This window comes from Streptomyces katrae (genome assembly GCF_000717655.1).
Lineage (GTDB): Bacteria > Actinomycetota > Actinomycetes > Streptomycetales > Streptomycetaceae > Streptomyces > Streptomyces katrae_B.
This window is the reverse complement of sequence record NZ_JNZY01000018.1, coordinates 23,315-41,984: the sequence shown is the minus strand read 5'-3', so window position 1 is coordinate 41,984 and position 18,670 is coordinate 23,315. Positions and strand designations below refer to the sequence as shown.

Annotated in this window: 13 protein-coding genes; 11 read left to right on the top strand and 2 right to left on the bottom strand. The window is 71.7% G+C overall.

The window, feature by feature from the left end; all coding sequences use genetic code 11:
* Window positions 1-63: 63 nt before the first annotated feature.
* From IF09_RS0122280 to IF09_RS0122250, 7 genes are all read left to right on the top strand, one after another.
* Window positions 64-1,314: a polyamine ABC transporter substrate-binding protein gene (locus IF09_RS0122280; protein WP_030298372.1), complete on the top strand. Its 1,251-nt coding sequence runs from the start codon at window positions 64-66 to the stop codon at window positions 1,312-1,314.
* Between the two features lie 71 nt (window positions 1,315-1,385).
* On the top strand, window positions 1,386-2,537 hold the full coding sequence (locus tag IF09_RS0122275) for an ABC transporter ATP-binding protein (protein WP_030298370.1): 1,152 nt from the start codon (window positions 1,386-1,388) through the stop codon (window positions 2,535-2,537).
* Window positions 2,534-3,463 (top strand): ABC transporter permease, encoded by a 930-nt coding sequence (locus tag IF09_RS0122270; protein WP_030298368.1) that lies wholly within the window; start codon window positions 2,534-2,536, stop codon window positions 3,461-3,463. Before IF09_RS0122275 ends, IF09_RS0122270 begins: the two co-directional genes overlap by 4 nt.
* Entirely contained in the window at window positions 3,463-4,257 is a 795-nt protein-coding gene (locus IF09_RS0122265; RefSeq protein ID WP_030298366.1) for an ABC transporter permease, read from the top strand. Before IF09_RS0122270 ends, IF09_RS0122265 begins: the two co-directional genes overlap by 1 nt.
* Window positions 4,258-4,278: 21 nt before the next feature.
* Window positions 4,279-5,697, top strand: a complete 1,419-nt coding sequence (locus IF09_RS0122260) for an NAD(P)/FAD-dependent oxidoreductase (protein WP_030298364.1) — start codon at window positions 4,279-4,281, stop codon at window positions 5,695-5,697.
* Window positions 5,698-5,859: 162 nt separating this feature from the next.
* Window positions 5,860-6,324, top strand: coding sequence for a hypothetical protein (locus IF09_RS0122255; RefSeq protein WP_030298362.1), 465 nt, complete (start codon window positions 5,860-5,862; stop codon window positions 6,322-6,324).
* Between the two features lie 85 nt (window positions 6,325-6,409).
* A complete protein-coding gene (locus IF09_RS0122250) occupies window positions 6,410-8,221 on the top strand; it encodes a chitinase (protein ID WP_030298359.1) in 1,812 nt (603 codons plus the stop codon).
* On the opposite strand, the gene IF09_RS0122245 is transcribed toward IF09_RS0122250, so the two are convergent.
* A complete protein-coding gene (locus IF09_RS0122245) occupies window positions 8,209-9,009 on the bottom strand; it encodes a phosphatase PAP2 family protein (protein ID WP_037635683.1) in 801 nt (266 codons plus the stop codon). The two genes, IF09_RS0122250 and IF09_RS0122245, sit on opposite strands and share 13 nt — an antisense overlap.
* A 133-nt stretch (window positions 9,010-9,142) precedes the next feature.
* Window positions 9,143-10,489 (bottom strand): 4-aminobutyrate--2-oxoglutarate transaminase, encoded by a 1,347-nt coding sequence (gabT, locus tag IF09_RS0122240; protein WP_030298357.1) that lies wholly within the window; start codon window positions 10,487-10,489, stop codon window positions 9,143-9,145.
* Window positions 10,490-10,739: 250 nt separating this feature from the next.
* Here gabT and IF09_RS0122235 point away from each other — a divergent pair, with 250 nt between their 5' ends.
* From IF09_RS0122235 to IF09_RS0122220, 4 genes are all read left to right on the top strand, one after another.
* On the top strand, window positions 10,740-12,851 hold the full coding sequence (locus IF09_RS0122235) for a hypothetical protein (RefSeq protein WP_030298355.1): 2,112 nt from the start codon (window positions 10,740-10,742) through the stop codon (window positions 12,849-12,851).
* Window positions 12,852-12,950: 99 nt separating this feature from the next.
* A complete protein-coding gene (locus IF09_RS0122230) occupies window positions 12,951-14,531 on the top strand; it encodes a PucR family transcriptional regulator (protein WP_030298350.1) in 1,581 nt (526 codons plus the stop codon).
* 340 nt (window positions 14,532-14,871) lie between these two features.
* On the top strand, window positions 14,872-16,317 hold the full coding sequence (locus IF09_RS0122225; protein WP_030298348.1) for an aldehyde dehydrogenase family protein: 1,446 nt from the start codon (window positions 14,872-14,874) through the stop codon (window positions 16,315-16,317).
* 382 nt (window positions 16,318-16,699) lie between these two features.
* Window positions 16,700-18,643 carry an acyl-CoA dehydrogenase family protein gene (locus IF09_RS0122220; RefSeq protein WP_030298346.1) on the top strand — a complete coding sequence of 648 codons (1,944 nt, stop codon included), beginning with the start codon at window positions 16,700-16,702 and terminating at the stop codon, window positions 18,641-18,643.
* Window positions 18,644-18,670: the final 27 nt, after the last annotated feature.

Here is an 18,670-nt window from a genome sequence, read left to right as displayed (position 1 = left end):
GCTTTTGCCGAGTGGCAGCCGGCCGCCTGACCAGCGGCGCCACCCCTCCCGAAAGGGCAGCTCATGGAGCAGTTCGAGCCCGACCGCCTCTCGGCGGCGCAACTCGCCGCGATGCGGCGCAGCCTCACCAGTGGGCGGGGCGCCCTCACCCGCCGCTCACTGCTGCGCGCCTCCGGGGTCGGTGCGCTCACCCTCGGCGGTCTGGCCTCCCTGTCCGCGTGCGGCATCCCGCCCGCCAAGCGCGCGGGCGACACGGCCGTGGCCTCCGACGACCACTCGGACCAGGAGAAGGAGATCAACTTCTCCAACTGGACCGAGTACATGGACACCAGCGAGGACGAGAAGACCCACCCCACGCTGGAGGAGTTCACCAAGCGCACCGGGATCAAGGTCAAGTACACCGAGGACATCAACGACAACGTCGAGTTCTTCGGCAAGGTCCGCCCGCAGCTGGCGGCCGGCCAGGACACCGGCCGCGACCTGATCGTCGTCACCGACTGGCTCGCCGCCCGCATCATCCGGCTCGGCTGGGCGCAGAAGCTGGACCCCTCCCACCTCCCGCACGCTTACGCCAACCTGATCCCGCAGTTCCGCACTCCCGACTGGGACCCGGGCCGCTCGTACAGCTACCCCTGGACCGGCATCGACACCGTCATCGCCTACAACGCGAAGGCGACCGGCGGCAAGAAGGTCGACTCCGTCACCCAGCTGCTCGACGACCCCTCCCTCAAGGGCCGCGTCGGCTTCCTCACCGAGATGCGCGACAGCGTCGGCATGACCCTGCTCGACCAGGGCAAGGACCCGGCGAACTTCACCACCGCCGACTTCGACACGGCCATCGGCCGGCTCCAGAAGGGTGTGGACACCCAGCAGATCCGCCGCTTCACGGGCAACGACTACACGTCGGACCTCGACAAGGGCGACCTCGCCGCCTGCCTGGCCTGGGCCGGCGACATCATCCAGCTCCAGGCGGGCAACCCGGACATCAAGTACGCGATCCCGGCGCCCGGTTACATCACCTCCAGCGACAACCTGCTGGTCCCCGCCCACGCCCGGCACAAGGCCAACGCCGAGAAGCTCATCGACTTCTACTACGAGCCGCCGATCGCCGCCCAACTGGCCGCGTTCATCAGCTACGTCTGCCCGGTCGAAGGCGTCAGGGAAGACCTTGCGAAGATCGACCCCGAGCTCGCGGACAACCCCTTGATCATTCCGGACAAGGCGATGGCGGCCAAGGCCCACGCCTTCCGCTCCCTCACCAGTGAGGAAGAGACCGCGTACGAAGAGAAGTTCGCCAAGCTCATCGGAGCCTGACGAACCCCCTCCCGTGCCGGCACCCGCGCCCCGCACCCTTCCGACGACACCACCACCGAAGGCCGCGACCCATGACTGACAAGACCGCGGGCGGCGACGTCCGCCTCGCCGGGATCAGCAAGCACTACGGCTCGTTCACCGCCGTGCACCCGCTGGATCTCACCATCCCCCAGGGCTCCTTCTTCGCCCTGCTCGGCGCCTCGGGCTGCGGGAAGACCACCACCCTGCGCATGATCGCCGGCCTGGAGGAGCCCTCCACCGGTACGGTCCACCTCGGGGACCGGGAGGTCACCCAGCTGCCGCCGTACAAGCGCCCCGTCAACACGGTGTTCCAGAGCTATGCGCTGTTCCCGCACCTGAACATCTACGAGAACGTGGCCTTCGGCCTGCGCCGCCGCGGCATCAAGTCCGTCAAGAAGCAGGTCGAGGACATGCTCGAGCTGGTCGAGCTGGGCCAGTTCGCCCAGCGCAAGCCGCACCAGCTCTCCGGCGGCCAGCAGCAGCGCGTGGCCGTGGCCCGCGCGCTGATCAACCACCCGCAGGTGCTGCTCCTCGACGAGCCCCTCGGCGCCCTCGACCTCAAGCTGCGCCGCCAGATGCAGCTGGAGCTGAAAAGGATCCAGACCGAGGTCGGCATCACCTTCGTGCACGTCACGCACGACCAGGAGGAGGCCATGACCATGGCCGACACGGTCGCCGTGATGAACGGCGGCCGCGTCGAGCAGCTGGGCGCCCCCGCCGAGCTGTACGAGAACCCGAAGACCACCTTCGTCGCCAACTTCCTGGGCACCTCGAACCTCATCGAGGCCGAGGTCCTGGAGGCCGGCGGCGCCGATGTCTTGGTCAGCTCGGCCGGCTCCAGGCTGCGGCTGCCCGCTGCCCGGTGTTCGACGACCCCCAAGGCCGGCGGAAAGCTGCTGGTGGGGGTGCGTCCCGAGAAGATCTCCCTGGTCCACGCGGACGAGGAGGACACCGTTGCGGCCGGCCGCAACAAGGTCCGCGGCACGATAGCCGCCTCGTCCTTCATCGGCGTCTCCACCCAGTTCGTCATCGACAGCCCCGTCTGCCCGGAGCTGGAGGTGTACGTCCAGAACATCGAACGCGATGCCCGCCTGGTCGCCGGCGCCGACGTCGTCCTTCACTGGAACGCCGAGCACACCTTCGGCCTCGACGCGGCCCAGGACATCGACGCGGGCATCGAGACGGTCGAGGAGGGCGCATGACCGCCCCGGCCACACTGCCGGAGGTCGCCGTCGCGGCCGAACCCCCGGTACACAAGCCGTCCCTGCGCAAGCGGCTGGTCCCGTACTGGCTGCTGCTCCCCGGCATCCTGTGGCTGCTGGTCTTCTTCGTCCTTCCGATGATCTACCAGGCCTCCACCTCGGTGCAGACCGGCTCCCTCGAGGAGGGCTTCCAGGTCACCTGGCACTTCCAGACGTACTGGGACGCCCTCACCGAGTACTACCCGCAGTTCCTGCGCTCCCTGCTGTACGCCGGCACCGCGACCGTGCTGTGCCTGCTGCTCGGGTACCCGCTGGCCTACCTGATCGCCTTCAAGGCGGGCCGCTGGAGAAACCTTTTGCTGGTACTGGTCATCGCCCCCTTCTTCACCAGCTTCCTGATCCGCACACTGGCCTGGAAGACGATCCTGGCCGACGGCGGCCCGGTGGTGGAGGTCCTCAACACCCTGCACGTCCTGGACGTGACCAGCTGGCTCGGGATGACCGAGGGGGAGCGGGTGCTCGCCACGCCGCTCGCGGTCGTCTGCGGCCTGACGTACAACTTCCTCCCGTTCATGATCCTGCCGCTCTACACCTCCCTGGAGCGCATCGACACCCGCCTCCACGAGGCGGCCGGGGACCTGTACGCCCGCCCCTCCACCACCTTCCGGAAGGTGACCTTCCCGCTCTCCATGCCGGGCGTGGTCTCCGGGACCCTGCTCACCTTCATCCCGGCGAGCGGCGACTACGTGAACGCCGAACTGCTCGGCTCCACGGACACCCGGATGATCGGCAACGTCATCCAGTCGCAGTACCTGCGCATCCTCGACTACCCGACGGCCGCCGCGCTGTCCTTCATCCTCATGGCCATCGTGCTGATCATGGTCACCATCTACATCCGCCGAGCGGGGACGGAGGACCTGGTCTGATGCGTTGGCTCCGGCGCAATCTCGTCGTCATCTTCGGACTCGGCACGCTCACCTACCTGATCCTGCCGAACGTCGTCGTGACGGTCTTCTCCTTCAACAACCCCACCGGGCGGTTCAACTACGCCTGGCAGGAGTTCTCGCTCGACGCCTGGAAGGACCCCTGCGGGGTCGCCGACCTGTGCGGCTCCCTGTCCCTGTCGCTCCAGATCGCCGTGTGGGCCACCATCGGCGCCACCGTCCTCGGCACGGCCATCGCCTTCGCGCTCGTCCGCTACCGCTTCCGGGCGCGCGGCGCGGTCAACTCGCTGATCTTCCTGCCGATGGCCATGCCCGAGATCGTGATGGCGGCCTCGCTGCTCGCCCTCTTCCTCAACATGGGCATCCAGCTGGGCTTCTGGACGATCCTGATCGCCCACGTCATGTTCTGCCTCAGCTTCGTCGTCGCCGCCGTCAAGGCACGCGTCCTGTCGATGGACCCGCGGCTGGAGGAGGCCGCCCGCGACCTCTACGCGGGCCCGGTACAGACCTTCGTACGGGTCACCCTGCCGATCGCGGCACCCGGTATCGCCGCGGGCGCGCTGCTCTCGTTCGCGCTCTCGTTCGACGACTTCATCATCACCAACTTCAACTCGGGCAACACCGTCACCTTCCCCATGTTCGTGTGGGGTTCGGCCCAGCGCGGTACGCCTGTCCAGATCAACGTCATCGGTACGGCGATGTTCGTCATCGCGGTGCTGGTGGTGCTCGCCGGCCAGATGGTCGGGAACCGCCGCAAGAACGCACAACCCAAGTAGCTCTGTAGGGAGTTGGAAGCCATGGCCCCAGTCGCCATGCGAAGTGTTGCTCAATCCCTTTCCGAAGCACTGCCGGTCTCGTACTGGCTGGACGACCCCGGCAAGCCCGCCGCACAGCCGGCGCTGACCTCGGACGAGGCCTGCGACCTGCTCGTCATCGGCGCCGGGTACAGCGGACTGTGGACCGCGCTGATCGCCAAGGAGCGCGACCCCGCCCGGGACGTCGTCCTGATCGAGTCCAAGGAGGCGGGCTGGGCCGCCTCCGGACGCAACGGAGGCTTCTGCGCCGCCTCCCTCACGCACGGCCTCGCCAACGGCATGGCCCGATGGCCGGGCGAGCTCGCCAGGCTGGAGGAGCTGGGCGCGCGCAACCTCGATGAGATCGAGGCGGCCATCGCCCGCTACGGCATCGACTGCGACTTCGAGCGCACCGGCGAGATCGACGTGGCCACCGAGCCCCACCAGGTCGAGGAGCTGCGCGAGCTGTACGAGGAGGCCGAGAAGCTGGGCCTCGGGGGCGGCTCGCGCTGGCTGGACCGCGAGGAGCTGCGCGCCGAGGTCGACTCGCCGACGTTCCTCGCGGGCCTGTGGGACACCGACGGCGTCGCCATGCTCAACCCCGCCAAGCTCGCCTGGGGCCTGAAGGAGGCCTGCCTGTCGATGGGCGTGCGGATCTACGAGAACACCCGCGGGCTGTCCCTGGCCTCCTCGGGCGCCGGGATGGCCGTACGCACCCCGTACGGGCGGATCTTCGCCCGGCGGGTGGCGCTCGGCACGAACATCTTCCCGTCGCTGGTCAAGCGGATCCGCCCGTTCACGGTCCCGGTCTACGACTACGCGCTCATGACCGAGCCGTTGACCGCCGAACAGCTGGGGGCCATCGGCTGGCGGAACCGCCAGGGCCTGGGCGACAGCGCCAACCAGTTCCACTACTTCCGCATCACCCCGGAGAACCGCATCCTGTGGGGCGGCTACGACGCCATCTACCCCTACCGCGGCAAGCTCGACTCCGAGTACGACCACCGCCCCGAGACGTACCTGAAGCTCGCGCAGCACTTCTTCAGCGCGTTCCCGCAGCTGGAGGGCATCAAGTTCAGCCACGCCTGGGGCGGGGCCATCGACACCTGCTCGCGCTTCTCCGCCTTCTTCGGTACGGCGCACGGCGGCAGGGTCGCCTACGCGGCCGGCTACACCGGGCTCGGGGTCGGTGCCACCCGCTTCGGCGCCGACGTGATGCTGGACCTGCTCGACGGGGCCCGCACCGAGCGGACCGAGCTGGAGATGGTGAAGTCCCGGCCCATGCCGTTCCCCCCGGAACCCTTCGCCTGGACCGGGATCACCCTCACCAAGTGGTCCCTGGCCCGGGCGGACGCCCGCGGCGGGCGCCGCAACCTGTGGCTGAAGGCGCTGGACAGGCTCGGCCTGGGCTTCGACAGCTGACCGGAGCCCACGACCGCACGACTCCCCGTACGCCCCCGGCGCGCGCGGTTCATGCCGTGAGCCGCTTCACCCCGACGGAGGGCTGAAACCCGCGTCATCGCAGGGCCCGGCCCCGCTCTCTCCCGGTGAGGACACCTCACCCCAGGGAACGGAGGCCGGGCGATGCAGGGCTCGGAGATCAGGACCGCGGTGGAATGGCTCGTGTCGGTGGCGCCGGACCCCGACACCTGCCGGTGGGAGTGGGAGCGCAACCCCCTCGGGGTCGCCCTGCTGCCCGCCGGCCGGCACTGGGACGTGCTGATCCTGCCCGGGGAGCTGGGGCAGGCCGCCCTCGACGTCCTGACGCAGTTCCTCCACCGGCCCGGCCCGGTGCTCGCCGATCCCGCCGACTCGCGGCTGGGCTTCTTCGTGCCCCCGGGTACGGCGTCCCGCTGGATCGGCACCGGCGTACGGGGAGCCGGGCGCGGGACCTGGATCGTGGTCCCCTACCCCGGCCGGCATACGGGCGGGGTGCGCTGGCTGGTGGTCCCGGACGGCCGCGGGACGCTCACCGATCCGGTGCTGCTGGAACTCGCGATGCACGAGGCCGCGGCGCGGGCGGTGGGGGAGGAGGGCCGGAAACCTTGACAAGTGCATTGGTCTGGACCATGTTGGGCGCCGCTGCCGTTTCACCGGCGGCCTGGCTCCATCCCCCCATGTTCCGGAGGCAGTTGTGCGCAGACCTGTGTCCCTCTTCACCGCGGCCGCCCTCGCGGTGGCCGGGTTCCTCGCCGCGGGCCGGCCCGCCGCCGCGGCCGACGCCGACCTCGCCCGCAACGGCGGCTTCGAAGCCGGACTCGACGGCTGGAGCTGTTCGGCCGGCAGCGGCGCCGTCGTCAACGCCCCCGTCCACGGCGGCAGTTCCGCCCTCAGGGCCACCCCGGCCGGCCAGGACAACGCCCGCTGCTCCCAGACCGTCGCCGTCAAGCCGGACTCGACGTACACGCTCGGCGCCTGGGTGCAGGGCGCGTACGTCTACCTCGGCGCGGCAGGGACCGGTACCACCGACGTGTCCGCCTGGACGCAGACCCCGGGCGCCTGGAAGCAGCTGAGCACGACGTTCCGTACGGGCGCGGCCACCACCTCGGTGACGATCTACACGCACGGCTGGTACGGCCAGCCCGCCCACCTCACGGACGACGTCACGCTCGTCGGCCCCTACCCGGGCGGCTCCGGACCCGGCCAGCCCCAGCCCCCGGCCGCCCCCACCGGCCTGACCGCTTCCGGCGCCACCCCGAGCAGCCTGAACCTTTCCTGGTCGGCCGCATCCGGCGCCACCTCGTACAAGCTCCACCGGGACGGCGCCGCGCCCGTGAGCGTCACCGGGACCTCGGCGACCGTCACCGGACTTGCCACGTCCACCTCGTACACCTTCCAGGTCAGCGCGGTGAACGCGGCCGGCGAGTCCGCGAGGAGCGCCCCCGTCTCCGCCTCCACGACGAGCGGCGGCGGCAACCCGGGCGACCCGGGCCTGCCGGCCCACGCCCTGGTCGGGTACCTGCACGCGAGCTTCGCCAACGGCTCCGGCTACGTCAGGATGGCCGACGTCCCCGCCTCCTGGGACGTCATCAACCTCGCCTTCGGCGAGCCGACGTCGGTGACCTCGGGGGACATCCGCTTCTCGCTCTGCCCGGTGAACGAATGCCCGGGCGTGGAGTCCCCCGCCGAGTTCAAGGCCGCCATCAAGGCCAAGCAGGCCGCGGGCAAGAAGGTCCTGATCTCGATCGGCGGCCAGAACGGCCAGGTCCAGCTCGCCACCACGGCCGCCCGCGACACCTTCGTGTCCTCCGTCAGCAAGATCATCGACGAGTACGGGCTCAACGGGCTCGACATCGACTTCGAGGGCCACTCGCTCTCGCTCGCGACGGGCGACACCGACTTCCGCGCCCCGACCACCCCGGTGATCGTCAACCTGATCTCCGCCGTCAAGACGCTGAAGGCCAAGTACGGCCCGGACTTCGTCCTGACCATGGCCCCGGAGACCTTCTTCGTCCAGCTCGGCCACCAGTACTACGGCTCCGGCCCCTGGGGCGGCCAGGACCCGCGCGCCGGCGCCTACCTCCCGGTCATCCACGCCCTGCGCGACGACCTCACCCTGCTCCACGTCCAGGACTACAACTCGGGCTCGATCATGGGCCTCGACAACCAGTACCACTCCATGGGCGGCGCGGACTTCCACATCGCCATGACCGACATGCTGCTCACCGGCTTCCCGGTGGCGGGCGACACCGCGCGCGTCTTCCCGCCGCTGCGGCCGGACCAGGTGGCGATCGGCCTCCCGGCCACGACCAACGCGGGCAACGGCCACACCTCGCCCGCCGAGGTGAACAAGGCGCTGGACTGCCTGACGAAGAAGACCGACTGCGGGACCTACCGGACGCACGGCACCTGGCCCGCCCTGCGCGGCCTGATGACCTGGTCGATCAACTGGGACCGCTTCGGCGGCTGGGAGTTCTCGAAGAACTTCGACGCCTACTTCCCATGAGTGGTCGCGCCCCCCTCGCCGGCGGAGGGTCTGACAGCGCGGCGTACGGTGTGGGCCACGGCCAGCAGCAGGGGCGCGCACAGGAAGCAGCTGGCCAGTACGTCCAGGGGCCAGTGCCAGCCGCGCAGGATCAGGCCGGTGGCCGTGGCGGCGGTCAGGACGAGCGAGGCGGCCATCGGCCACGCGCGGCGCGCATACGGGCCGATCAGCAGGGCCGCGCCGACGTACGCGACGGCGGAGGTGGCCGTGTGGCCCGAGGGGTAGTAGCCGGCGGCCCAGGGCTCCAGGGGCCCCGGGCGGGCGGTCCACTCCTTCAGCGGCACGATCACGGCCGGGACCAGGGCCATCGCCAGCCCTGCGGTCAGCGCCGGGACCCAGGCGCGGGAGCGCCGGACGGAGTACGCCATCGCCAGCAGCAGGACCGGCACGGCGACCGGGACGTTGCCGAGGTCGGAGAGGCGCTCGGTGACGGAGTCGGGGACCGTACGGACCAGGGCGCGGCTGAGGCTCTCGTCCGGCGTGAGCAGCGGACCCGAGACCAGGACCTGCCAGGTCGTCAGGGCGAGCCCCAGCAGGGAGAGAAGGAGGAGGATGGCCGGCCGTCCCGGAACAGGGGGGATGGTTCCGGGACGGCCGCCCGGATCGGGTTGCCGAGCGCCCCGGGGGGTTTGGGGCGAACGGCCGTCCGATCGGTGAGGAGTGTGCGCGAACGCAGGCCCAGTGCGGCGCTGGGGAAGCCCGGTACTGGTGTCGCCCCCGGTTTCCCGGGAGCGGGGTGTCTCACTCATCTGCAGAAACCGTACGGCAGCGGAAAGGGGACCGACAGCAGGATCGCGCTCCTGCCATCGGCCCCCCACATCTTCTTCACAGCGTCCGCCCGTTACCGGGGGTACCGGCGGGCTCCCGTGTTCGGAAGGTCGCTCAGACGTCCGTGCCGATGGCCGCGAACGCCGCCTCGATGAGGTCCAGGCCCTCGTTCAGCAGGTCCTCGCCGATGACGATCGGGGGGAGGAAACGGAGCACGTTGCCGTAGGTGCCACAGGTGAGGACGAGCAGGCCCTCGGCGTGGCAGGCCTTGGCGAGCGCGCCGGCCGCCTCCGGGAACGGGGTCTTGGACACCGGGTCCTTGACCAGCTCGATCGCGATCATGGCGCCGCGGCCGCGGATGTCGCCGATGATGTCGTACTTCTCCTGCATGGCCGTCAGGCGGGTCTTCATGACGGACTCGATCTTCTTCGCCGCGGCGTTGAGGTCGAGCTCCTTCATGGTCTCGATGGAGCCCAGCGCACCGGCGCAGGCCACCGGGTTGCCGCCGTACGTGCCGCCCAGGCCGCCCGCGTGCGCGGCGTCCATGATCTCGGCGCGGCCGGTCACGGCGGCGAGGGGCAGACCGCCCGCGATGCCCTTGGCGGTGGTGATCAGGTCCGGGACGATGCCCTCGTCCTCGCACGCGAACCACTGGCCGGTGCGGCAGAAGCCGGACTGGATCTCGTCGGCGACGAAGACGATGCCGTTCTCGTTGGCGAACTTCACGATCGCCGGCAGGAAGCCCTTGGCCGGCTCGATGAAGCCGCCCTCGCCGAGGACCGGCTCGATGATGATCGCGGCGACGTTGTCGGCGCCGATCTGCTTGGTGATCTGGTCGATCGCCTGGGCGGCGGCCTCGGGGCCGCAGTTCTCGGCGCCGGTGGGCCAGCGGTAGCCGTAGGCGACCGGGACGCGGTAGACCTCGGGGGCGAACGGGCCGAAGCCGTTCTTGTACGGCATGTTCTTCGCCGTCAGCGCCATCGTGAGGTTGGTGCGGCCGTGGTAGCCGTGGTCGAAGACGACGACGGCCTGGCGCTTGGTGTACGCACGGGCGATCTTGACGGCGTTCTCGACGGCCTCGGCGCCGGAGTTGAACAGCGCCGACTTCTTCGCGTGGTCACCCGGGGTCAGCTCGGCCAGCGCCTCGCAGACCTCGACGTAGCCCTCGTACGGCGTGACCATGAAGCAGGTGTGGGTGAAGTCTGCGAGCTGGGCGGAGGCGCGGCGCACGACGGCCTCGGCGGAGGCGCCGACGGAGGTCACGGCGATGCCGGAACCGAAGTCGATCAGGCGGTTGCCGTCGACGTCCTCGATGATGCCGCCGCCGGCGCGGGCCGTGAAGACGGGGAGCACGGAGCCCACGCCGCCGGCGACCGTCTCGAGACGGCGGGCCTGCAGCTCCTGCGACTTGGGGCCGGGGATCGCGGTGACGATCTTGCGCTCCTGCGGGACAGCGGTCATGGAGGGCTCCTGGGGGGTGTTTTCGGACGCACTTGTGTCTTTGTCCGCAGGCTAGGCCCGGGGGAGGGGGTACGGCATGCTCCGTTCGGGAGTGGTGCCCGCGTGTCCTTGTCCGTGGCGGCCATAGGAAGGACCCGCCGCCTGTCTTGTGGACGCTGCGGAGACAGGGGTCTCGTACGGGGCCCACGGCCGCCTCCGGGCAACTACATTGAGCGACGCAGCGCAGGCACGGGCAGGGGGCAGGGGTTTCATGGACACCGACGGCACGTACGGCACGGACGAGAAGCGGCCGCCGCGCGCCGGGCACGTCCCGCGCCCCGCCGGCCCGCCGCCCCCACTCCCCCCGAAGCCCGCCCACGCCCCCGCCGATTCCGCCCCGTCCCTCGCCGACTGGCTGCGCACCCCGCGCAGTTCCGACGGGCCCGGCGTGTGGACGTACGGACACGTGCCGCGCGCCGCCGAGGAGCCCGAGCGGACCCCGACCCGGCAGCTGATCAGCGGTGCGCTGATCGCCCTGCTCGCCGGGCTGCTGCTGTGGTCCCTGCTCTGGAACGGCTACCTGGGCGGCTTCTGGCTCTGGCCGCTCTACATGTTCACGCCCGACTCCTGGGCCGGGAAGCTGCCCTCCGTGGTGGCCTCGTACATCTGGTACGGCCTTGTCATCGCCATCCTGGCCGTCGGCTTCGGGCGGCTCGGCCGCTGGCCCGAACTGGCCCGCCGCATGCTCCGCAGCTGTGCCGTGCAGGCGGTTCAGGCGGCCGTCCCGGCCCGGCCCGAGGAGGGCGGTCCCGACGATCCCGTGGGGTGGCCGCAGGTGCGGGGGGCCGGGTTGGGGGAGACCGCCGACCGGCTCGGGGCCGAGGTCGGGGCCGGGCGGATGAACGACGTCGACTACGCGCGGATCCGGCGCGCCTGGGAGTCCGTACGGGCCGAGCCCGCGCGGGCCGCCGCCTTCGCCGACGCCGTGCGCGACAAGGGCGCGGGCGCCTGCGTCCACCCGTCAGGGGCCCGGGACCTGCCCGTCCGGGCCGCGCGGCACGACCTGCTGGCCCGGCAGGTGCTGCTCGGCACGGTCGACGACAGCGAGCGCAACCCGTACGGCCGGCGCGGCACGCGCCTGGCCCTCGACCCCGCCGTGCTCGGCACCTCGCTGCTCGCCGTCGGCCCGTCCGGCGCGGGCAAGACCCGGCAGCTGGTGCGGCCCGTCGTCGAATCGCTCGCCCTCCAGGCGCTGGCCGGACAGGCCGCCGTCATCGCCGTCGCCTCGGCCGGCGCCCAGCTCGGGCCGGACACCGCGTACGACGTCGTGGTCCGCGTCGGCGACCCTGACTCCGTCTACGACCTCGACCTGTACGGCGGCACCACCGACGCCGACGAGGCGGCCACCCTGCTCGCCGAGGCCTTCGTCGGCGACGTCCCCGGCCTGGAGGTACGCCGGGCCGCGACGGTCCTCGCCCAGCTGCTCGGCCCGTTCCGGGCGGCGTACGGCCGCTTCCCCGCCGTGCCCGAACTGCGCGAACTGCTCGACCGGGTGCCCGAGGCCCTCGGCGGACTGCGCACCGTCCTCGAAGCCGCCGGACAGCAGGTGATGCTCCGCGAACTCGACGCACGCGAACGGCAGTACGCGGCTCAGGGCGACCCGGGCCCCGCCCTCGCGGACCGGGTAGCCCTCCTCGACCGGCCCGCCTTCGCCGGCTTCTTCGACACCACCGGCCAAGGGCGGCCCTTCTCGCTGCGCGCCCTGGAACACCCGCTCCGCGTCCGCATCGACCTGCCCGAGCGCGGGCACGCCGACGCCTCCCGGATCCTGGCCCGGCTGCTGCTCGCGCAGTTCACCGCCTCCGCCGAGGCCCGCGCCGACCGGTCCCTGTTCGCGTTCCTCGCCTTCGACGACGCCTCCCACACCCTGACCCCGCAGACCGTGCGGGGCCTGCAGCGGCTGCGCTCGGCGAACGCGGGCGTACTGCTGACGCTGCGCACGCTGGACGACGTACCGGAGGCGCTGCGCACCCCGCTGCTCGGGGCGGTCGGCTGCCGGATGGCCTTCTCCGGGGTCACCACCTGGGACGGCAAGCGCTTCGCCGAGGCCTGGGGCACCGAGTGGGTGGAGACGCGCGACGTCACCCACCGGACCGTCTTCGCCGACCAGCCGCTGACCCGGGCCATCCACGCCTTCCGCAAGCTGGTCACCGGCAAGGCCGTGACCACGGACGCGGTGACCGTGCGCCAGGTGGAGCGGGAGCGGTGGTCGGCCTCCGAGCTGGCGCACGCCGTACCGCCCGGGCACGCGGTGCTCTCGCTGACCTCGGTCCGCGGCGAGCGGGCGGCTCCGCTGCTGGTCCGGCTGGCCGCGACGGGCTGAGCCGACCCGTACGAGGTGGCAGAATCGAGGGGAGTCGTTCATACGACAAGGCGAAATTCCGCGCCGCGCCCCTCCTCCCTCTAAGGCCCCTGGTACCCGATGCCGCTCACCCTCGCCTCGCTCGTCCAGCACTCGGCGCTCAAGCTGAGCGTCCGGGCGGGGCAGAGCCGCCTGGACACCCCCGTCCGCTGGGCCCACGTCAGCGAGCTCGCCGACCCCGTCCCCTATATGGAGGGCGGGGAACTGCTCCTGATCACCGCGATGAAGCTGGACGCGGAGGATCCGCAGGAGATGCGCCGGTACGTACGCCGCCTCGCCGCGGCCGGGGTCGTCGGCATCGGCTTCGCCGTCGGCGTGAACTACGAGGCGGTCCCGGAGGCCTTGGTCGAGGCCGCCCGCGCCGAGGACCTGCCGCTGCTGGAGGTGCCGCGCAGGACCCCTTTCCTCGCGATCAGCAAGGCCGTCTCCGCGGCCCTCGCCGCGGACCAGTACCGCGCCGTGACCGCCGGCTTCGAGGCCCAGCGGGAGCTGACCCGGGCCGCGCTGTCCGCCGACGGCCCCGCGGAGCTGCTGGCGAAGCTGGCGGCGCACGTGCACGGCTGGGCCGCCCTGTACGACACCTCGGGCGCGGTGGTCGCGGCCGCCCCGGAATGGGCCGCGCGCCGGGCCGCCCGGCTGACCCCCGACGTGGAGCGGCTGCGGGAGCGGCCGGCGCCGGCGAGCGCGGTGGTGGGCGGCTCGGAGGACCGGGTCGAGCTCCAGTCGCTGGGGACGGGCCGGCGGGCCCGCGGCGCGCTCGCCGTCGGCACCGGGGCCCCGCTGGGCACGGCCGAGCGGTACGCCGTGCACTCGGCGGTGGCGCTGCTGACCCTGACCACCGAGCGCTCGAGATCGCTGCACGACGCGGAGTCCCGGCTGGGGGCGGCGGTGCTGCGGATGCTGCTGGACGGGGAGGCCGAGCACGCCCGGGCGGTGGCCGGGGACTTGTACGGGGCGTTGCTGGAGGCGCCGTTCCGGCTGATCGTGGCGGAGCCGGCGCTGCCCGGGACGGCGCAGCCGGAGGGCCTGGCGCTGCTGGCCGATGCCGTCGAGTCGGCGGCGGCCCGTGCGGGTGAGGCACTGCTGGTGGTGCCGGAGCCGGGAAGGCTGGTGGTGCTGGCGGCCGACGGGGGCTCGGCGGTGCAGGCATGCGCGGAGCACGCGGAGGCCCTGGAGTCGCGGCGCGGACGGGAGGCTACGGGTCCGGAGCCGGACGAGCTGGTGGTCGGCCTGTCCGCCGCCGCGGTGCCTGCGGGGGTGGCGGCGGCGTTCAAGCAGGCCGACCAGGCGCTGGCCGTGGCCCGGCGGCGCGGGCGGCCGATGGTGGAACACGAGGACCTGGCGGCGGGGTCGGTGCTCCCGCTGCTGGCGGACGAGGCGGTACGGGCGTTCGCCGACGGCACCCTGCGGGCGCTGCGCGAGCACGACGAGAAGGGGCGGGGGGATCTGGTGGCTTCACTGCAGGCGTGGCTTTCGCGGCACGGGCAGTGGGATGCGGCTGCCGCTGACCTGGGCGTGCACCGGCACACGCTGCGGTACCGGATGCGGCGGGTCGAGGAGATCCTGGGCCGCTCCCTGGACGACCCGGACGTCCGCATGGAGCTGTGGCTCGCCCTCAAGGCCACCTCGCCTACGGCGTAGCCGCGGGCTGCCGCTGCGGGCTGCCGCTGCGCGGAGGTTTCCGCCCCGCCCCGCCCCTTCCCGGACTGGGGCTCCGCCGCGGACCCCGCGCTCCAAACGCCGGCGGGGCTGGATTTTCCAGGCCGTCCGGCGCTTGAGGACCGGGTCCGGGCGGAGCGGTGAACGGTGGAAGGGCGGGGCGGGGAGAAGGCCCCGTGCAGCATCACCGGTGCGCCGACACTGACAAAGCGGCGCGGGCAAGGCTCCGCACACTCCACCCAGGCTAAACGCCGAAACCCGGACGGAGTCCTACGGTGGAGGGGACAAGGACCCCGCACACACTCGAAGGGCCGGGATTCGCATGACTTCCACCCACGCCTTCTGGCTCGCCGGCCGCCAGGCCACCGGCGAGGACAGCTTCGACGTCCACTCCCCGTGGGACAACCGGCTCGTCGGCACGGTCAGCGTGCCCACCGACGCCCAGGTCGAAGAGGCCGTGGCCGCGGCGTACGCCGTGACGGCCGAGTTCTCCGCGACTCCCGCCCATGTCCGTGCCGCCGCCCTGGACCACGTGTCCAAGCGGCTCGTCGAGCGCACCGAGGAGATCGCCCAGCTGATCTCCGCCGAGAACGGCAAGCCCATCAAGTGGGCCCGCGGTGAGGTCGGCCGTGCGGTGTCCGTGTTCCGTTTCGCCGCCGAAGAGGCCCGCCGCTTCAACGGCGGAGAGGCCCAGCGCCTCGACACCGACGCCGGTGGCGTCGGCCGTCTCGCCCTGACCCGCCGCTTCGTCAAGGGCCCGGTCCTCGGCATCGCGCCGTTCAACTTCCCGCTGAACCTGTGCGCCCACAAGGTGGCCCCGGCCATCGCCGTCGGCGCACCGATCATCCTGAAGCCGGCCCCGGCCACCCCGCTCTCCGGCCTGATCCTGGGCGAGCTGCTCGCCGAGACCGACCTCCCGGCCGGTTCCTGGTCGGTCCTGCCGGTCGCCAACGACAAGATGCCGGCCCTGGTGAAGGACGAGCGCCTGCCCGTCATCTCCTTCACCGGCTCCGACAAGGTCGGCTACGCCATCCAGCAGTCGGTGCCCCACAAGCACTGCACCCTGGAGCTCGGCGGCAACGCCGCCGCCGTGGTCCTGGACGACTGGTCCTCCGAGGCCGACCTCGACTGGGCCGCGACCCGTATCGCGACCTTCTCGAACTACCAGGCCGGCCAGTCCTGCATCTCCGTGCAGCGCGTGATCGCCGACGCCGCCGTCTACGACCGCCTCGTCGAGAAGGTCGTCGCGAAGGTCCAGGCCCAGGTCACCGGCGACCCGTCCGACTCCGCGACCGACGTCGGCCCCCTCGTCTCCGAGGACGCCGCCAAGCGGGTCGAGTCCTGGGTCGACGAGGCGATCTCCGCCGGAGCCAAGCTCCTCACCGGTGGCAAGCGCGAGGGCGCCTCGTACGAGCCGACCGTCATCGCCGACCTGCCCGCCGACACCACCCTCGCCGTCGAGGAGGTCTTCGGGCCGGTGCTGACGCTGACGAAGGTCGAGAACACCGACGAGGCCTTCGCCGCCGTCAACGACTCGAAGTTCGGCCTGCAGACCGGCGTCTTCACCCGGAACATCCAGACCGCGTTCCGCGCCCACCGCGAGCTCGAGGTCGGCGGTGTGATCGTCGGCGACGCGCCGTCCTACCGCGCCGACCAGATGCCGTACGGCGGCGTCAAGCAGTCGGGTGTCGGCCGCGAGGGCGTCCGCTACGCGATGGACGACTACACGTACGAGCGGGTCCTGGTCCTGACCGGCCTCGACATCTGATTCTCGCTACGGCCCGAAAGCCGACGGCCGGAGCCCACTGTGCGGGGGCTCCGGCCGTCCCCTTCGTTCTTTGGGCTCGGTTTGCCTCCGGGGCGCTCTTGCCGGCTCCAGGAGGGCGTGCGTCCTCGAAACCGCTCCTTTCGTCGCGGTTTCCCCGGGCGCTCGCCCTGCTTCGCCGGCGCGCCCCTTCGGCTCACTCGCCTCGGCTCGGGCGGCGCGCGCCGTTCGGATCACTCGCGAGGCGGTAGCCGCCCGGGCGGGCTGGATTTCCCTCACTCGGACCGTCCCGGCTTTTCCCGGAGGGCCGGACCGGGTACGACTCACAGGTAGCACCGGCCAGTAGGCCGGTACCACCGACTCCGGCGGCGAGGTGAGTCCCCTCATGTCCGCAACACAGCCCGCACAGCCCAAGGTGACCGAGCGCGAGGCACGGCAGGTCGCGGAAGCGGCCCGGGAGCAGGACTGGCGCAAGCCCAGCTTCGCCAAGGAACTCTTCCTGGGGCATTTCCGGCTCGACCTGATCCACCCGCACCCGATGCCGGCGGACGAAGACGTCCGGCGCGGCGAGGCCTTCCTGGCCCGGCTGCGGGCGTTCTGCGAGACCGAGATCGACGGTGCGCGCATCGAGCGCGAAGCCAAGATCCCCGACGAGACCGTGCGCGGGCTCAAGGAGCTCGGCGCCCTCGGCATGAAGATCGATCCCAAATACGGCGGCCTGGGCCTCACCCAGGTGTACTACAACAAGGCGCTGGCCCTCGTCGGGTCGGTCAGCCCTGCCATCGGAGCCCTGCTCTCCGCGCACCAGTCGATCGGCGTCCCGCAGCCGCTGAAGATGTTCGGCACGCAGGAGCAGAAGGAAACCTTCCTGCCGCGCTGCGCGACCACCGCCATCAGCGCCTTCCTGCTCACCGAGCCGGACGTCGGCTCCGACCCGGCGCGCCTGGCCACCACCGCCGTCCCCGAGGGCGAGGACGCCTACGTCCTCGACGGGGTGAAGCTCTGGACCACCAACGGGGTCGTCGCGGACCTGCTGGTGGTGATGGCCCGCGTCCCGAAGTCGGAGAACCACCGCGGTGGCATCACCGCGTTCGTCGTCGAGGCCGATTCCCCGGGGATCACCGTCGAGCACCGCAACGCCTTCATGGGCCTGCGCGGCCTGGAGAACGGCGTCACCCGCTTCCACCGGGTCCGGGTGCCCGCCTCGCAGCGCATCGGCGCCGAGGGCGCCGGGCTGAAGATCGCGCTGACCACCCTGAACACCGGCCGGCTGTCCCTGCCCGCCATGTGCGTCGGCGCCGGGAAGTGGTGCCTGAAGATCGCCCGCGAATGGTCCGCCGTCCGCGAGCAGTGGGGCCGCCCGGTCGCCAAGCACGAGGCCGTGGGCGCCAAGATCTCCTTCATCGCCGCCACCACCTTCGCCCTCGAAGCCGTCGTCGACCTCGCCTCCCAGATGGCCGACGAGGACCGCAACGACATCCGCATCGAGGCCGCCCTCGCCAAGCTCTACGGCAGCGAGATGGCCTGCCTGATGGCCGACGAGCTCGTCCAGATCCGCGGCGGACGCGGCTTCGAGACCGCCGAGTCGCTGGCCGCCCGCGGCGAGCGCGCCGTCCCCGCCGAGCAGATGCTGCGCGACCTGCGCATCAACCGGATCTTCGAGGGCTCCACCGAGATCATGCACCTGCTGATCGCGCGTGAGGCCGTCGACGCCCACCTCTCGGTCGCCGGCGACCTCATCGACCCCGAGAAGGCGCTCGGCGACAAGGCCAGGGCCGGAGCCCGCGCCGCCGGGTTCTACGCCCGCTGGCTGCCCAAGCTCGCCACCGGCCCCGGCCACGTCCCCGGCGCGTACCGCGCCTTCCACCCGGGCGGCCACCCCGACCTCTCCGTCCACCTGCGCTACGTCGAGCGCAGCGCCCGCAAACTCGCCCGGTCCACGTTCTACGCGATGTCCCGCTGGCAGGGCCGCATGGAGACCAAGCAGGGCTTCCTCGGCCGGATCGTCGACATCGGCGCCGAACTCTTCGCGATGAGCGCGGCCTGCGTGCGCGCCGAGCACCTGCGCGCCTCCGGGGAACACGGCCGCGAGGCCTACCAGCTGGCCGACGTCTTCTGCCGGCAGTCCCGGATCCGCGTCGAGGAGCTCTTCGGCCGGCTCTGGTCCAACACCGACGACCTGGACCGCAAGGTCGTCGCCGGGGTGCTCTCCGGCACCTACACCTGGCTCGAGGAGGGCGTGCTCGACCCCTCCGGCGACGGCCCCTGGATCGCCGACGCCACCCCCGGTCCGTCGACTCAGAAGAACGTCCACCGCCCCATCCGCTGACCTGCGATCATCGCCGGGTGCCTGTCA

Coding starts and splice junctions, on each gene's coding strand:
- IF09_RS0122255 (WP_030298362.1), top strand. CDS start 5,860: ATGCAGGGCTCGGAGATCAGGACCGCGGTGGAATGGCTCGTGTCGGTG.
- IF09_RS0122225 (WP_030298348.1), top strand. CDS start 14,872: ATGACTTCCACCCACGCCTTCTGGCTCGCCGGCCGCCAGGCCACCGGC.
- IF09_RS0122220 (WP_030298346.1), top strand. CDS start 16,700: ATGTCCGCAACACAGCCCGCACAGCCCAAGGTGACCGAGCGCGAGGCA.
- IF09_RS0122270 (WP_030298368.1), top strand. CDS start 2,534: ATGACCGCCCCGGCCACACTGCCGGAGGTCGCCGTCGCGGCCGAACCC.
- IF09_RS0122235 (WP_030298355.1), top strand. CDS start 10,740: ATGGACACCGACGGCACGTACGGCACGGACGAGAAGCGGCCGCCGCGC.
- IF09_RS0122275 (WP_030298370.1), top strand. CDS start 1,386: ATGACTGACAAGACCGCGGGCGGCGACGTCCGCCTCGCCGGGATCAGC.
- IF09_RS0122260 (WP_030298364.1), top strand. CDS start 4,279: ATGGCCCCAGTCGCCATGCGAAGTGTTGCTCAATCCCTTTCCGAAGCA.
- IF09_RS0122280 (WP_030298372.1), top strand. CDS start 64: ATGGAGCAGTTCGAGCCCGACCGCCTCTCGGCGGCGCAACTCGCCGCG.
- IF09_RS0122230 (WP_030298350.1), top strand. CDS start 12,951: ATGCCGCTCACCCTCGCCTCGCTCGTCCAGCACTCGGCGCTCAAGCTG.
- IF09_RS0122265 (WP_030298366.1), top strand. CDS start 3,463: ATGCGTTGGCTCCGGCGCAATCTCGTCGTCATCTTCGGACTCGGCACG.
- IF09_RS0122245 (WP_037635683.1), bottom strand. CDS start 9,009: ATGAGTGAGACACCCCGCTCCCGGGAAACCGGGGGCGACACCAGTACC.
- gabT (WP_030298357.1), bottom strand. CDS start 10,489: ATGACCGCTGTCCCGCAGGAGCGCAAGATCGTCACCGCGATCCCCGGC.